The organism is Curvivirga sp. (assembly GCF_965219885.1).
Taxonomy (GTDB): Bacteria; Pseudomonadota; Alphaproteobacteria; order UBA8366; family Aestuariispiraceae; genus Curvivirga.
In genome coordinates, this window is sequence record NZ_CBDCOT010000009.1 from 290,949 (window position 1) to 306,398 (window position 15,450).

At 43.4% G+C, this 15,450-nt stretch carries 9 protein-coding genes; 6 read left to right on the plus strand and 3 right to left on the minus strand.

Translation table 11 applies throughout. From position 1 onward, the window contains the following. Positions 1–177 precede the first annotated feature (177 nt). Complete coding sequence (gene betB / locus ACOQOA_RS06935) at positions 178–1,635, minus strand: betaine-aldehyde dehydrogenase (protein WP_420547916.1); 1,458 nt, start codon at positions 1,633–1,635, stop codon at positions 178–180. A gap of 126 nt (positions 1,636–1,761) precedes the next feature. Here betB and ACOQOA_RS06940 point away from each other — a divergent pair, with 126 nt between their 5' ends. Both ACOQOA_RS06940 and ACOQOA_RS06945 read left to right on the plus strand, forming a co-directional pair. After that, entirely contained in the window at positions 1,762–2,634 is an 873-nt protein-coding gene (locus tag ACOQOA_RS06940) for a LysR family transcriptional regulator (RefSeq protein WP_420547917.1), read from the plus strand. Positions 2,635–2,701: 67 nt separating this feature from the next. After that, the gene (locus tag ACOQOA_RS06945) at positions 2,702–4,828 is read left to right on the plus strand and encodes a KAP family P-loop NTPase fold protein (protein WP_420547918.1); all 2,127 of its coding nucleotides are present in this window, start codon (positions 2,702–2,704) and stop codon (positions 4,826–4,828) included. A gap of 1 nt (position 4,829) precedes the next feature. Here the strand turns inward: ACOQOA_RS06945 and uvrB are convergent, their stop codons facing one another. Beyond that, the gene (gene uvrB, locus ACOQOA_RS06950; protein ID WP_420547919.1) at positions 4,830–6,995 is read right to left on the minus strand and encodes an excinuclease ABC subunit UvrB; all 2,166 of its coding nucleotides are present in this window, start codon (positions 6,993–6,995) and stop codon (positions 4,830–4,832) included. Between the two features lie 346 nt (positions 6,996–7,341). Between uvrB and ACOQOA_RS06955 the strand changes: the two genes are divergently transcribed. The 3 genes from ACOQOA_RS06955 (at position 7,342) to ACOQOA_RS06965 (ending at position 12,067) form a co-directional block, all read left to right on the plus strand. Continuing rightward, positions 7,342–9,858, plus strand: a complete 2,517-nt coding sequence (locus ACOQOA_RS06955; RefSeq protein WP_420547920.1) for a methyl-accepting chemotaxis protein — start codon at positions 7,342–7,344, stop codon at positions 9,856–9,858. Positions 9,859–9,940: 82 nt separating this feature from the next. Beyond that, positions 9,941–10,681 (plus strand): sulfite exporter TauE/SafE family protein, encoded by a 741-nt coding sequence (locus ACOQOA_RS06960; RefSeq protein ID WP_420547921.1) that lies wholly within the window; start codon positions 9,941–9,943, stop codon positions 10,679–10,681. 177 nt (positions 10,682–10,858) lie between these two features. After that, positions 10,859–12,067 carry a pyridoxal phosphate-dependent aminotransferase gene (locus ACOQOA_RS06965; protein WP_420547922.1) on the plus strand — a complete coding sequence of 403 codons (1,209 nt, stop codon included), beginning with the start codon at positions 10,859–10,861 and terminating at the stop codon, positions 12,065–12,067. Positions 12,068–12,143: 76 nt separating this feature from the next. On the opposite strand, the gene ACOQOA_RS06970 is transcribed toward ACOQOA_RS06965, so the two are convergent. Further along, a complete protein-coding gene (locus ACOQOA_RS06970) occupies positions 12,144–12,992 on the minus strand; it encodes an enoyl-CoA hydratase/isomerase family protein (RefSeq protein WP_420547923.1) in 849 nt (282 codons plus the stop codon). A gap of 239 nt (positions 12,993–13,231) precedes the next feature. On the opposite strand from ACOQOA_RS06970, the gene ACOQOA_RS06975 reads away from it, so the two are divergent. Then, complete coding sequence (locus ACOQOA_RS06975; RefSeq protein WP_420547924.1) at positions 13,232–15,445, plus strand: methyl-accepting chemotaxis protein; 2,214 nt, start codon at positions 13,232–13,234, stop codon at positions 15,443–15,445. Positions 15,446–15,450 lie beyond the last annotated feature (5 nt).

Consider the following 15,450-nt stretch of genomic DNA (forward strand, 5'->3'; position numbering starts at 1 on the left):
ATAAAGAGAGCGTAAATTCCGAACCAATAATATTGATGTTCACTTCAATAAAATTAAACCGACGGTTCAGAAATTCTATAAGCAACAGAATTTAAATAAAAAAATGGCAGAGCCTCCGTAAAGAGACCCTGCCAGTTTTGCAGGTTAAAAGCGATGAGCCTGTGTTCTTATGGGAGTTTAGAACGCAGCCTCAGTCGCACCCATCGCCACATAAACGGTTTTTACTTCGCTATAGTGGTTCAGGGCTTCCTTGGAATTCTCACGACCGATACCGGAATCTTTCACCCCACCAAATGGCGCTTCAACAGGCGCTAGGTTATAGGTGTTGATGTAACAGGTACCTGCCTCAAATGCTTTTACAACGCGATGTGCGCGGTTGATGTCAGATGTGTAAACGCCAGCCGCCAAGCCAAGCTCGGTCGCATTGGCGCGTTCCAACACTTCTTCTTCTGTATCGAAATCAAGAACGGACATGACAGGGCCGAAAATTTCTTCTTTGGCGATACGCATCTCATCTTTCACGTCGGAAAATACTGTCGGCTCCATAAAGAAACCATTGCCGTCCAATTTCTTGCCGCCATGAGAAAGGGTCGCGCCTTCTTCTTTACCAATCTCAACATAGCTCATAGCGATGTTCAGCTGATTTTCAGAAACCATTGGGCCAAAGTTTGTTTCTTCATTCATTGGGTCCCCAATGATCACACCGCTTTCAAGACGTTCTTTCATACGGGACAGGAATTTATCCTTGATGCCTTTTTGCACAAAGACACGGGTACAGTTGGAACATACCTGACCGGAAGAATAGAAGTTACCATTGATGGCACCACTGATCGCGCTTTCGATATCCGCATCATCAAAAATGATCAATGGGGATTTACCACCAAGTTCCATGGTCACATGTTTCATTTGTGCCGCTGCTGCCGCATAAACTTTCTTACCCGTTGGGGCAGAACCTGTCAGGGAAACTTTCGCCACGCGTGGGTCCGTTGTCAGGGCCGCGCCCACATTTCCGAAACCTTGCACCACATTCATCACACCTTTTGGTGCGCCAGCTTCGATCAAAATCTCTGCCACCTTCAACGCACAAAGCGGGGTTGTTTCAGAAGGCTTAAACACCATGGCATTACCACAAGCCAATGCTGGTGCAGATTTCCAACATGCAATCTGGGTTGGATAATTCCACGCCCCAAGGCCCACACAAATACCCAATGGCTGACGCACGGTATAGGCAAATGTGTCATTATCCAATGGCACATATTCACCTGTCACTGCCGCGGCCAAACCACCATAATATTCCAACGCATCCGCACCGGATGTGGCATCGGCAATGCTTGTTTCCTGATAAGGTTTACCTGTGTCATAGGTTTCAAGAACAGAGAGGTCATGGTTACGTTCACGCATGATATCCGCAGCTTTGCGCAGGATACGACCGCGTTCTTTTGGTTCCATCGCGGCCCAGATTTTCTGTGCCTTTTCCGCAGCCACCATTGCTTTTTCAATAATGGCAGGTGTCGCAGAATGCAGCTTGGCAACAACTTCACCTGTTGCCGGATAAATCACGTCTAGCGCTTCACCCGCTGTGTCTTCCACATATTCACCATCAATAAAGTGACTTGCTTTTGGTTGGATATCCATGAGTTTCTATCTCTCTTTTCATTTTGTGACATCCGGTGATCCGGAGGAATTCATTAGAAATAAGATAGCCAGGTTAGATAAAATTAAAACTGGACTTTTACTTGGGAATAACCCTAACTACAGGTTATGAATTATTTTAGACGCACCCTCCCCTCTTTAGACGCGCTGGTTTATTTCGAAGCCGCCGCGCGCCACTTGAATTTCACCAAGGCTGCTGATGAGTTAAATGTCTCTCAGGTGGCGGTAAGTAAGCGTATCCGCATCCTAGAAGAAGACTTGGACACAACGCTTTTTCAGAGAGATTCTAAAAAGATTAGCCTGACCGAAGATGGCCTGAAACTAGCAGAACAAATTCCCGCCGCACTTGCCTTTATCGAAGAGGCCGTCAACAACACCAGAAACAAAACCGATTCCAAACGCAAGGTTATTCAAATCGTTGCAGATGAGAATGTGATTTTCTTCTGGCTCAATGATCTGGTGCGCCAATATCAATTAGAAGGGCATGAAGCCCTGATCTCCGTCATTACCTCAAATAATGTGAATGATCCGATCTGGGAAGAAGCGGACCTTGCGATCTTTTTCGGCTCCGCCCCGCCCACAGGCTGGAATGGGCAAATGCTGTTTCGCGAAGCCCTCACCCCCGTAGCCAAACCGGGGATTGATCCCAAAACCTTACCGCTTCTAAATTATGAAAAGGAAGTGCCCAATTGTTTTAACTGGCTCAATTTTATGGATAATGACCTCTGGCTGGATTTAAAACAAAACCCGATCCAAGACTGCGCCTCTTATATCCAATCTATCTCCCTTGCCCTCAAAGGCGAAGGCATCGCCTTGGCCGAACGCGCCCTGCTACAAAAAGAACTCGCCAGCAACCAACTCACCCCCGTCAGCCCCGACACCCAAGAAACCGAAGAATGCTATTTTTTAACGACACCTGCGAATAGGCCTACCTTTAAAGAAATCACTGATTTAATTAGCTTTCTGACTTCAAATGCATAACGTTGACACGTAATTTTAGATGTCATAACAATGAAATCGATCTATAATTGCAAGGATTCTTACCGATATGCTACCAAATTTTACTGATAGTAATATAACCGAATTAAAAGACGATTTATATAACTCGGCTCCGACAGCAGAACTAATTGCAAAATATCTATTAGAAGATAAAAATTGGCCTAACCAAAAAGATAACGATCGCAATACCATTGCAATCAATGGCGCTTGGGGAAGTGGTAAATCAACTATAGTTAACTTCCTGATCCAATACCTAATTTCCTCTCGAAAGCAAATCTTCCCTCCACCAATTACACCTTGGCCATGGGCAGGACGAGGTTACCTAAAGTTAAACAAGCAATTCGATCACGAATATATAGTTTTTTCCCCATGGTGGTATGATAGTGAGGAAGAGATTCTAAATGCTTTTTTCAGTCAACTAAGTTTAATAATTCATGGTTATGAAGCGGAGAACACTCCGGCTAAAGCCCTTGGTGAAAAGTTAATCTTATCTGGGTTAGACATTATAAACACTTCTCTATCAGCAGCATCGGGAAATGTTATCCCACCACACTTTCTCCGTAACCTCATCAAGGCAACGCAAACTTCTTCAAACGAAGAATCTTCTCTCTATGACACATATTTAGAGTTAGCCAATTTACTTAAGTTAGAAAACAGAAAGATACTCATAATTTTTGATGATCTAGATCGAATTCATCCTGTCGAATTTATAAGAATCATTAAACTGATCAAAACCGTTGGTAACCTACCTAACGTAATATACTTGCTATCTCTTGATAAAGATAGAAGCGCTGAGATTATTGAGAATCAGTTAGGTTTATATGATGGACAGGAGTACCTCGAAAAAATAATCAACATTAATATTGATATACCCTCTGTAAACTTAACAAGAAATGAAAACAAACAATATGTCTTGAATTTCATTAAAGACATAGTTGGACAAAAAATCTTCAATACCAACGAGAAAAGTTTAGAGAATTGTTTTCATCGCTTTTTACCTCAAATCCTTACAAAACCAAGAGATATTAAACGTTTAGAGTCCAATCTTCGCCTAAAATGGCCAAGCGTAAAAGAAGATGTTTCTCCTGTCGACTTTTTCACTCTTGAAGCAATGAATATAGCTGCACCAACTGTTGTAAGATATATTGAAAAGCAAAAAGATTACCTAACGGGTCAAAAAGTGTTAGAGAAAAATAGTTATTCCGATTTGGATGAATATATTAACAAGGAGATCCTTCCTTCAATCCATACTAGCGCAAGAAAGTCCTGGTACGTGATGCTCAGTGCGTTATTCCCTGATGCCATGAATGGAACATCAATCCCATCTGATAGTAGAGTTGTTTATCCAAAAGATTTATCAATTTCAAACCCTGAGCATTTTGATTCGTACTTCAAATATTTTCTAGACCCAGAACAAATTTCAGAAAACGAAATCGATACCTTCCTAGAAAATTGTACAGACCATGATTTTGTTAAGTCAAAACTTGTTGCAGACTCAAAAATTCAGCTAAGAGATAAAAATAAAAATAGAGCAGAAATTTTCTTGGAAAGATTACAGTCAAATATCGTCCATAACCCTCAAAGATATTCCGATAGTCAGGCAATTAGCTTAACAAGAAGCTTATTTTCCATTGCTGAATTACTTTGGCTAAATTCACCAACATATTCTTCCAAAACTGTTGAAAATACAACTTATTTCAGGATTAGGGAATTTATCTTTCAATTCCGATACTACAACTTATTGAGCAGCATAGAAATACAGAATTTACACAGAGAAGCAGGTATATTTTGGTTAATATATAGTGCAGAGTCATATAATGCAGTTCAACCACTAGCAATTGAATTGATACAAGATGAACTTCTGATTAATACACCACAAGAACAATACATATTTTTACTAATACAATCCTTAGCTAATTTCTTGAAAGACAAACCTCAAGAACTCAAAGAGTTTTTTACTAGTTGGTTAGGCAATGAAGCTAATCCAAACAATGAGGTCTATGTCACATTTTTGTACTCTTACGAAGAAAACATATTAGAACTTATAAAATTAGTTACTAAATTACCTCATAAATCCTCAAATAAATTGATCGATTATGTTGATACACTTATATTTTATAGTCAGTTTGACAAACTCAGGTTGGAAAAGATTAGAGACAAACTAAGAATAATATAAACTAACGCTTCCGGCCCTTCTTCCTAGGTTTACCTTTAGGCAAGACCTTACTATCCACACCTTTCAAGGTGGCGGCGATATCGGCGTTGATGGGGGCGGCGTCGGCGGGCATGTCGAGATCATAGGCTTCGAGGCGGCCGATTTCATCACGAAGACGTGCAGCGGTTTCGAATTCTAGATCAGCCGCAGCGGCTTTCATCTGGGTTTCAAGGGTCTTGATATAAGTACTGAGATTAACACCCACCAAATGACCAGCGCCTTCGCCTGTTTCGACAGTCATATGATCTTTTTCATAAACACTATCGAGAATATCACCAATTTTCTTGCGCACGGACGCAGGGGTAATGCCATGTTCCGCATTATAGGCCTGTTGCTTTTCACGGCGGCGTTGGGTTTCGGTGATGGCATAATCCAAACTGTCGGTCATTTTATCTGCATAAAGCAACACGCGCCCATCCACGTTACGGGCCGCACGACCAATAGTCTGCACAAGGGAGGTGCGGGATCGCAAGAAACCTTCTTTATCTGCATCCAAAATGGCCACAAGGCTACATTCCGGAATATCCAGACCTTCCCGCAACAAGTTAATGCCGACCAAGATATCAAAAGCCCCAAGGCGGAGGTCGCGAATGATCTCGATCCGCTCCAATGTGTCGATATCGCTGTGAAGGTAACGGACACGTAGGCCTGCTTCGGTCATATATTCGGTGAGGTCTTCCGCCATACGTTTGGTCAATGTGGTCACCAAGACGCGTCCGGCCTTTGCCACCACTTGACGGCACTCATCCAATAAATCATCCACCTGTGTATCGGTGGGGCGAATGATACAGACGGGGTCAATCAAACCAGTTGGGCGAATAATCTGTTCCGCAAAGACACCGCCTGTGCGTTCCATCTCCCAATTGCCCGGTGTGGCGGACACATAGATGGATTGCGGGCGCATGGCATCCCATTCTTCAAATTTTAACGGACGGTTATCCAAACAGGACGGCAGGCGGAAACCATGTTCTGCCAATGTGGATTTACGGGCAAAGTCACCACGATACATGCCGCCAATCTGTGGCACGGTCACATGGCTTTCATCCACGATCAATAGGGCATTGTCCGGTAAATATTCAAACAAAGTTGGGGGTGCTTCACCCGGATTACGTCCGGTGAGCAGGCGGGAATAGTTTTCAATGCCCGCACACACGCCAGTGGCCTCAATCATTTCCAGATCAAAGGTAGTGCGCTGTTCAATCCGTTGGGCCTCAAGCAATTTGCCCGTCTCATTGAAATGGGCCACGGTTTCTTTCAATTCCTGTTTAATCTTTTTACAGGCCTGAATCATGGTGGGTTTTGGCGTCACATAGTGACTATTCGCATAGACACGAATACGTTCCAGCGCCCCGGCCCGTTCCCCTGTTAACGGGTCAAATTCATGAATCATATCCACTTCATCCCCAAAGAAAGAAACACGCCATGCGCGGTCTTCTTGGTGGACGGGATAGATTTCAAGTGTATCGCCACGCACACGGAAAGTACCACGGACGAAGTTGTTGTCATTGCGTTTATATTGCAGTTCCACCAGATCACGCATCAATTGACGTTGGTCCAATTCTTGACCCGCTTCCACATCAATGACCATCTGGGAATAGGTTTCCACCGACCCGATACCATAGATACAGGATACAGAGGCCACGATAATCACATCATCGCGTTCCAATAACGCACGGGTCGCCGCATGGCGCATCCGGTCAATCTGTTCATTGATGGAACTGTCTTTTTCGATATAGGTGTCTGTGCGCGGCACGTAAGCTTCTGGTTGGTAATAATCATAGAAGGAGACGAAATATTCCACCGCGTTATTTGGGAAAAATTCTTTCATCTCCCCATAAAGCTGGGCGGCGAGCGTCTTATTATGCGCCAAGATCAAGGTTGGACGTTGGGTCTTTTGAATCACTTGAGCCATAGTAAAGGTTTTACCGGACCCTGTTACCCCTAACAGAACCTGGTTACGTTCCCCACCTTCAACGCCTTCGACCAATTCGGCGATGGCTTTTGGTTGATCCCCTGCCGGGTCGTATTCCGACTGTAAATCAAAGGCGATCCCCCCTTCGGATAACGGGCGGTTCTGCTTTGTCGGCAGGAAAGTATCAATATTCATGGCAAGTGTATCAGGATCCATAACCACATACTCTATTCATTACGTAAATCATTCAGGCATTCTTTTGGGAAGCTATAATATAGGGATAAATCCCGTAAAGGAAAATGCTTTCGGTGGTGTCTTTTAGCTGTCTACTGACATCATTTGGCAGCTAATGATTGACAGGATTTTAAAAATGTGATCACATTCTTGCGATGTTATAAAATATTTATTTAATAGTTTGCATTTACTAAATGACTATTTAATAATACATCCAATAATAAAGAACGCTGCGGGAAGTGTCAGATAATGAGCGTTCAAACAACAAAGTATATGTAGGAAAACTTTATTTGGGAGCAGCAATCTTCAAAAGAGGTTGCGTATATCAATGACTGATACAACTGAGAATACGGATAACCAGCAGAATTTCCTGAAGACCATTCAGTTCAAGCTGATGGCTGCTATGGCCTTGATCGCCTTGATGACAGTGGCGGCAAGTCTGGCAGGTCTTTTATCCTTTAACCGCATCGAACAAGGCCTGTTAAGTGTGACCCGCGAAGGTGTCCCCACTATGAATGTGGCGCAAAGCCTTGCACAACAAAGTTCTGCATTGGCCTCTAGTGGCCCTGCCTTAAATGCATCTCGTGATCAAAATGAACGCCAAGCAGCTTATAACTATCTGATCACTCAAGAAGAAGCTCTCTTTAGTTTGCTGGATCAGTTAGCTGAACTTAACGCTGATAGCGATCGTGTGGATGAGTTACGCAATCTGGTCGAAGCCATTGCCCAAAATATGGAAACCCAAAATGCGGCTGTTGAAAAACGCCTCACTCTGGAAGCGAAATCAGCAGAACTTCGCGCGACTTTTACCAGCACAATCAATCAACTTACCACGGACTTGCAACCTGCGATTACCGAAGCCAACCAGTTTATCTTTGGCACCAGCCAACTGATCACAGCTCAAGTACCAAGTAATGTGGGGAAACTGGTGGATCAAGATGTGAATGCCATGGCAACCGATGCTGCCTTGATGAAAGATGCCCTCATGGTGTTGATCAATCTGCGCGACAACCGCAATGGCAATTTCAGTGACGCTCTTCAAACACGTATCGATAAATTCGTTGATGATTTTGAAACACAGGAAATCCGTCTGGAAAAACGTGCTCCACGCGCCCAAATCTTATTAGGGCAGGTCTATAATCTAACCGATAAGCCAAACATACTTGATGCATCCGGCTATAATCAAATGATTGAACAGGTCGACAGCACCTATGAAGGCTTGTTGCAAAAAGGGGTTGAAATTGCCAGTGATCGTGGACGTGAAATCCAAGGGTTTCTTTCTGAAAACATGGATTTACTTACCTATGACGGTGCCGGGGAATTAAGTAACCTCTTAAAAACCGAAGCCATGTTAAAGCTTCTGGAACAATCTGTTGCTCAACTTTCCGAAGCACAAGATGCCGCAACTATTGAAAGTCTGGCGGCCTCTATCGCCCAACAGATCGAAGATAGCGGTGATCAGGCGAATGAACTTGAAAGCGACGAAAGTATCGAACTGATCGAAGCAACATTGGAAAAACTACGTGCATTGGCCACAGGCGAAGAAGGTGTTGCAGGCATCCGTGCTGCAGAACTTATCGCCACACAAGAAGCTGCAAGTATTCTGGTTCAAAACAAAGATCTATCTGATGACATTATTCAATCCGTTCGGGACTTTGTGGAGTCTTCTTTGGCGGATACAACTGTCCTGTCCACGGATGCAGAAGAAGTTCTTTCAACCGGTCGTCTGGTACAGATCATTGTTGCTGTTATCGGGATTCTGGTCTGGATCGCAGTTGCCTGGTTCTATGTGGGGCGTCAGATTAGCAAGCGCCTGACTGAAATCGCAGGTATCACCGAAACCATCGCAGGTGGTGATTTGGATGTACGCCTCCCTCGTAAAGGCCAAGATGAAATCACCCGCATCGCGAATGCCGTTCGTATCTTCCGTGATAATGGCAAGGAAATGAAACGCCTTCGCGCTGAACAGGTAGAAGCTGAAAAGCGCACCGAAGAAGAAAAACGTCAGGCAATGCTGAAACTTGCGGATGATTTCGAAAATAGTGTCAAATCTATCGTAGATCAGGTAGGCACAGCAGCCTCAGCCATGCGCAGTTCTGCTCAATCCATGTCAGACCTTGCTAATAATACCAGCTCACAAGCAACAACTGTGGCGGCAGCGGCGGAAGAAACCACCGCGAATGTGGAAACCGTTGCCTATACGACCCGCGAATTGGTTTCAGCCAGCCAAACTATCCATGACCGTATGAGCCATTCTGCAGATGTGGTTAGCAAAGCCGCGGATGAGGCGGATCGCACCAGCCATCTTGTGGAAGATTTATCTGATGCAGCCAATAAAATTGGTGAGGTTGTCAATCTTATCCAAGATATCGCGGAACAAACCAACCTTCTTGCCTTAAACGCAACTATTGAGGCTGCACGCGCTGGAGAAGCTGGTAAAGGATTTGCGGTTGTGGCTAATGAAGTAAAATCGCTAGCTTCCCAAACAGGAAAAGCGACCGAAGAAATTTCCAATCATATTACGGGCATTCAAAGTGTAACAGAAAGTGCGGTTGGCGCCATTGGTGGCATCGCAGAAACCGTTGCAGAAGTCGGTAGTTTAACAACTGAAATCACCGCCTCTGTTGAACAGCAAAATGCCGCCACTCAAGAGATTGGTCACAATGTGCAACAAGCAAGCGAAGGCACCAAGGAAGTAACAACGACAATTACGTCTGTTACCCAAGCAGCCAGTGAAACTGGTGGTTTTGCCGATGACTTGCTTAACACAGCCGAAGAATTAGCCACCCAGGCACAAGCTCTTGGCACGCAAGTGGATCATTTCCTGGAAACGATCAGACGTTAAAAAGTTTCCTACCCACCTCCCCCTGTCAGACATATGTTTGATGGGGGTTTTTCTTTGCATATTTGTTGAGTATCTTACGCAAATGTCTGATCTTTATTATCTATATCTGATTATTGCTGTATTTGCCTCTTGCGTGTCTGCTCTTTTTGGTATGGGGGCCGCACTCATTCTTTTAGCGGTAGGCGCCTATCTTTTTAATCCGGCTGAATCCATCGCCCTTGCAACGATCATTTTTGCCAGCAACACAATTGCCCGAAGTATAACCATGTGGCGGGATATTCCATGGAAACTTGGAATTTACATGGCTTTGCTCAGTATGCCCTTTGCTTTCCTTGGGGCAGAACTTATGCCTTACCTGCCCACAGACATCTTACGCAAAGCACTTGGAATTCTTATCCTTAGTCATATCCTCATCACCTGGAGTCATTTTCAAATCAAGATTGGTAAATCTTACCCTGCCTATGGGGCGCTATCCGCCGTCTATGGCTTTCTTTCCGGTCTTCTTGGAAGTGGAAACCCAGTTAAAGCGATCTTTTTCCATCATATGGGCTTCAGTAAGCAAGCCTTTGTCGGTTTAATGGCGATCAGTTCAGTACCTGCCAATATTGTAAAGCTTATTTCTTATCAGCAATCTGGTTTGATGGAATTTATCCCATTTCAAGTTCCAATTGCCTTAATTGCCATTAGCTTGGTTGTCGCTTTTTTCGGTAAATATGCATTAAAACGAATACCTGATAAAAGCTTTCAATATGGATTACAGCTTGTTCTTGCGATTAGTGCTCTTGGGTTAATTTTTGTCGATCCAATGACTGTGATAAATTAAATCAAGCGCCAAGAATTGTGCCCATACAATTAGATATGAATTGAGCGTTGAAAGCTTGGATAAGTAGGAGTAAGGTTCCCGAGTTTTGTACGGGCATGCTGTACAAAAATATGTCCTGAATTGATGTAATGGACCTTAGTTCAGGGCATTCAGAGCCTATTCAGAGAAGGAAAAATCATGTCGATCTTGGCAGACCGTTTGTCGAAAATCAAACCATCCCCAACTGTTGCTGTAACGGCAAAAGCAAATGAATTAAAAGCAGCCGGCCGTGATGTAATTGGCCTTGGCGCAGGGGAGCCTGACTTTGATACACCAGCGAATATCGTAAAAGCTGGTCAAAAAGCAATGGAAGAAGGCAAAACACGTTATGTGGCACCTGCCGGTATTCCTGAATTGCGTCAGGCAATTTGTGATAAATTGAAACGTGACAACGATCTGACTTATACACCGGACATGATCGCAGTTGGTTGCGGCGGCAAGCAAACCATTTATAACGCAATGACAGCAACTTTGGACGAAGGAGATGAAGTGATCATTCCGGCGCCATATTGGGTAAGTTATCCTGATATCACCGCGTTATTTGGTGGCGTGCCTGTCTTTGTAAATTGCCCGCAGGAAAACAATTTCAAACTAACACCTGATCAATTACGTGCGGCGATCACACCAAAAACAAAATGGTTGATCTTGAACAGCCCATCCAATCCAACAGGTGCTGGTTATACAGAAGCAGATCTAAAAGCTTTGGCTGATGTTTTGATGGAAGACGAAAACAAACATGTTTGGGTGATGACCGACGACATGTATGAATATCTTGTTTATGATGACTTCAAATTCAAAACCATTGCGCAAGTTGAACCAGGCTTGTTTGATCGTACATTGACTTTAAACGGCTTAAGTAAAGCTTATTGCATGACAGGCTGGCGTCTTGGTTATGCAGCAGGTCCGAAAGATTTGATCAAAGCAATGAATATGTTGCAATCCCAATCTGCAACCTCAGCAACAACATTTGTTCAATGGGCGGGCGTTGAAGCGTTAACAGGCCCACAAGACTTCATTGCAGAAAACAACAAAGCTTTCGTTGAACGTCGTGATCTTGTGGTTGGCTTGATCAACGACATCGATGGCCTTGAATGCTTAACACCAGAAGGCGCATTTTATGTTTACCCATCTTGTGCAGGTGTGATTGGAAAAACAACACCAGATGGTAAAAAAATCGAAAGTGACGAAGATTTCGTTACTTACTTGCTGGAAGCTGAAGGCGTTGCGGCTGTTCATGGTGCTGCTTTTGGTTTATCTCCACATTTCCGCATTTCTTATGCAACATCCAATGCGTTGTTGGAAGAAGCATGTGCGCGTATTAAACGTGCGGTGGAAGCATTAAGCTAAGCTTAAAAAAGTTTTGCAAAATACGAAAAGGCGCCAGAAATGTTCGGCGCCTTTTCTTTTACTATTCTATAGTAACTTATTCTTGAATTTCTTGAACCTTCACCAACATATCAGGCCAACTACGTTGGTTATCCATATCAAATTGCGCCCCTTGCTCATCCGCCCATTTAAAGCGTTTCAAGGCTGGCGTTTGACTTGTGGCTTGATAAAGCCAATAGGCTTCGGATTTTAGTGCCTCTTCAATCGGTAAATCAATAGATTCGTAGACGGCTTGCTTCGTCGCATTAATTGATGCGGATGGCCATAAAGCAATTCGCTTGGCTAAAGCTTCTACAAACGGGCCAATCTCATCTGCATCTAGTGCACGATTCACTGTTCCATAAAATTCAGCCTGGTCCGCATCAAAATCATCAGCACCGAGTACAATTTCCAATGCACGTCCAAGGCCGACCTGACGTGCCATGCGTGATGCACCACCGCCGCAAGGTAAGATCCCCATACCAACTTCCATTTGCATAAACTTCGCCTTACCGCGTGCCGCAAAACGCATATCACAGGCAAGAGCAAATTCATGTCCTCCGCCACGTGCAAACCCTTCAATCTTTGCAATAGTCGCTTGGGGTAATTTACTGATGCGTTCCAAGACAACTTGCAAATCAAGAAGTTTCACTTCTTCACGTGTAACAGCCTTACCAGACATATCTTTCAAGAAATTGGTATCTGCATGGGCTACAAATATTTCCGGATGCGCAGATTGGAAGACAACGACCTTAACAGCCTCATCTGCCTCTAGTTTTTGTGCAAGCCGGTTTAAATCTGCCAACATCGGTAGGCCCTGAATATTGACTTCACCATAGTCAAAAGTCACCCAGGCAATTGCTGCTTCTACATTCACTTTAAATGTCGTAAAATTATCGTATTCCATCTCTTTCAATCCTTTTCCTAATATTTTGCGCAACTGAGTTTCTGTGCTTGCGCTCATAGGATTGAATATATTTTATAAATAAAATTAATAAATAATGTATTTATTATTACAGTATTTATATTTAATATATAATAATGTAATTTTTTCTTAGTTTCCTAGCGGATTTGGAATTTTTAAACTTTTCCTGTATCCTCACATTTAATGTCTAATAAATTAAATAATCTTAACAGGGAAATGGGATGGAAGCTCATAAAGTTGTGAACGCATCCAAGGTCAAATTTGACCTTCGCTTCACCATTACAAAGAAAATCTCACTTGGCCTCGCGCTTCTTGGCTTTTTAAGTATTTTAGTCGGTGGTTTTGGCCTTTACTTCATATCTTCAATCGAAAATAAACTAAATGATATCTCAGATATTGCAGCCCCTACGCTTGAAACAGCAGATGATCTGGTTGCTAATATTTGGGATGCAACACGTATCGTCGAGGAAATCTTATCAGAAGATGATATAACCCAACTTGATACAACAATTGCTACTTTCGAAACACGAAAGACAGATTTTATTCAATCATTCTCTAACCTTAACGACCTAGTTACAGATAGCGAACTACTTTCTACCTTAATAGATGTGGGCACTGCCCATGATCAATTTATTGCCAATAGCCAAGATGTTTTTGCACAACATCGTGAAGAGCTTGAATTACGCGCTTCTTCAAACACTATGCTCAATACATTTGATAAAGGTGCAACTGACCTCATCAAGACGTTAGAAGATTTTGCCATTAAAAATGAAGAGAAAATGGCCGAAATCAAATCACGTAGTGAAACCATGGCGCTTTTTGGCACCGCGACAGCTTTTGACATCAACGGATTAGTCGCACAGTTATTTGAACAGGATTATCCAGTTGTTGCTGCGGCCTTTAAAATGCAAACATTGATTACTTCGATGAAAGAGGCAACAGGTGCGTATTTAAATGCAACACAGCTTGATCAGTTAGACACCTTGAAGGCCAATTTTGAAGCTTTAAACGAGAATGCTAAACCGTTTTTCTTAACCATGCTTACTCTTTCTGATTCAAAAGAAGAAAAAGAAGTCGTAAAGAAAATCAACGAAGCCTTTGATCAATGGGTCGGACAAGCAACACAAGCCAATCAGCTTTTTGAAACACATCGAAAAGCGATTGAATCCACGCAATCGACCAGTGCGGCAAAAACAGCACTTGAAGATGATGCCAACGCACTTGCAGAAAAGCTCGCTTTTGTTTCCGAAAAAGCGGATGAAGCGAGCCAGCTAGCAGATGAATCTGCAGCAACTGTGGTAACCCAAGCACAAACACTCATCGTGATCTTGCTGATTGCTGTTATGGTCGTTGGCCTAGGCTTGATTATCATTTTGCTATTCACAGTTATTCGCCCGATCAATCAAATGACAGATTCCATGTCGCAGTTAGCTGATGGTAACCTTGAAACGGATATCCCTGCCCTTGGTAAGAAGGACGAAATTGGGGATATGGCAAATGCTGTGCAAATCTTTAAAGAAAATGCACAAGCTGTGAAGAGACTTGAAGAAGAGCAAGCGCAAGCTGCTCAGGTCGCCGAAGAAGAAAAACGCAAATCCATGAATGATTTAGCTGACGGGTTTGAAGCAACCATTCGAGGCGTTGTCGACAATGTGTCTTCTTCTGCAAGCAGCCTGCAAGATACATCTCAAGCCATGGCAACGCTTGCCAGTGAAACCCAAGGCCAAGCGAGTGAAGTGGCCCAAGCCTCTGATATGGCAACTTCAAATGTACAAACAGTTGCTGCAAGTGCCGAAGAGTTAAGTGCCTCTATTAATGAGATCACACAACAAGTGACCAACTCCACTCAAATTGCTAATCAGGCAGTGAATGAAGCTGAGCAAACAAATAGCATCATTGAAAAACTAGTCTCTTCAACGCAAGAAATTGGCGAAGTTGTTAATCTTATCAACGAAATTGCAGAACAAACCAACTTGCTTGCATTAAATGCAACCATCGAAGCAGCACGTGCTGGTGACATGGGCAAGGGCTTTGCGGTTGTGGCTAATGAAGTTAAAAGCTTGGCTACGCAGACAGCAACAGCGACTGAACAGATCAGTAAGCAAATTGCATCCGTTCAAGGAGACACACAATCCGCAGCAGGTGCGATTTCCTCTATCCAAGATATTATCAATAATATGAATAGCATTTCTACAACCATTGCCGCCGCCATGGAAGAACAGGCAGCGGCAACACAGGAAATTTCAAGATCTGTACAAGATGCCGAGCAAGGCACATCCCTTGTGAACCAAAGTATTTCTTCTGTTCAAAATGCAGCTGAAGATACGGGTAGCTCCGCAACTCAGGTTCTTTCTTCTGCAGATGAGTTAGCTCAACAATCTGATGTCTTACGTCAAGAAGTCGATAAATTCGTTTCTCAAGTCAGAAGTGCTTAAATATT

Excerpts from the sequence above, each read along its gene's own strand:
- ACOQOA_RS06940 (WP_420547917.1), top strand. The coding sequence starts at position 1,762 with ATGAATTATTTTAGACGCACCCTCCCCTCTTTAGACGCGCTGGTTTAT.
- ACOQOA_RS06955 (WP_420547920.1), top strand. The coding sequence starts at position 7,342 with ATGACTGATACAACTGAGAATACGGATAACCAGCAGAATTTCCTGAAG.
- ACOQOA_RS06970 (WP_420547923.1), bottom strand. The coding sequence starts at position 12,992 with ATGGAATACGATAATTTTACGACATTTAAAGTGAATGTAGAAGCAGCA.
- ACOQOA_RS06975 (WP_420547924.1), top strand. The coding sequence starts at position 13,232 with ATGGAAGCTCATAAAGTTGTGAACGCATCCAAGGTCAAATTTGACCTT.
- ACOQOA_RS06945 (WP_420547918.1), top strand. The coding sequence starts at position 2,702 with ATGCTACCAAATTTTACTGATAGTAATATAACCGAATTAAAAGACGAT.
- ACOQOA_RS06965 (WP_420547922.1), top strand. The coding sequence starts at position 10,859 with ATGTCGATCTTGGCAGACCGTTTGTCGAAAATCAAACCATCCCCAACT.
- ACOQOA_RS06960 (WP_420547921.1), top strand. The coding sequence starts at position 9,941 with ATGTCTGATCTTTATTATCTATATCTGATTATTGCTGTATTTGCCTCT.
- betB (WP_420547916.1), bottom strand. The coding sequence starts at position 1,635 with ATGGATATCCAACCAAAAGCAAGTCACTTTATTGATGGTGAATATGTG.
- uvrB (WP_420547919.1), bottom strand. The coding sequence starts at position 6,995 with ATGGATCCTGATACACTTGCCATGAATATTGATACTTTCCTGCCGACA.